The following is a 547-nucleotide window of genomic DNA, read 5'->3' as shown; positions in this document are numbered from 1 at the left end:
ATCGCCGGTTCCGATTACGCAAAACTCGGGTTGACGCTCGCACCGCTTGGCACGAATACGAACAGTCCCGCCATTCGTGATCTCGCGAAGGGCTCACCAGCGATGAACAATTTAACCAAGCGGCTCGAGACATGGCCGCGCGATGTACTCGTCTATTCGTTTGGTGCCAAAGGAGGCGATTTCAATCTGATTTCGTTAAAGAGTTCCTTTGCACTCGAGAACTACACGGATAATATCCAGACAAAATCGTATAAATATGATCACTTCACGATTCATCGCCGGGAGCCGGTCTTCCGCGAAATCCGCAATTTCCTATTTAAAGAAAATCGGGTCACGGAGGAGGAATCATCATGAAACACGTCGTCATCGTCGGCGGAGGAATTGCAGGTTTAACGGCTGCGGCTCTGATCGCACAAGAAGGACATACTGTTACCGTCCTTGAAGGAAGCCGTGAATGGGGGGGATCAGCCGGGAAGTTCACGCGCCGGGACCTGACGTATCCAGTAGGGGCGACACTCGGAATGGGGTTTGAGCCCGGTGGTATTCA

Annotated in this window: 1 protein-coding gene and 1 pseudogene; both read left to right on the top strand. The window is 52.3% G+C overall.

What is annotated here, in order from left to right; genetic code table 11:
• Window positions 1–354: pseudogene (locus B3M90_RS14470) on the top strand (DUF3153 domain-containing protein); the annotation flags it as partial.
• Window positions 351–547: FAD-dependent oxidoreductase (locus tag B3M90_RS14465; RefSeq protein ID WP_290784744.1), on the top strand; the 197-nt coding region annotated here is incomplete at its 3' end. The pseudogene B3M90_RS14470 and the gene B3M90_RS14465, both read left to right, overlap by 4 nt.

The organism is Exiguobacterium sp. UBA6309 (assembly GCF_002439205.1).
In the GTDB taxonomy this organism is placed as follows: Bacteria; Bacillota; Bacilli; order Exiguobacteriales; family Exiguobacteriaceae; genus Exiguobacterium_A.
Note: the sequence above shows the minus strand (reverse complement) of the source record. Positions and strands in the feature narration are given on the sequence as shown.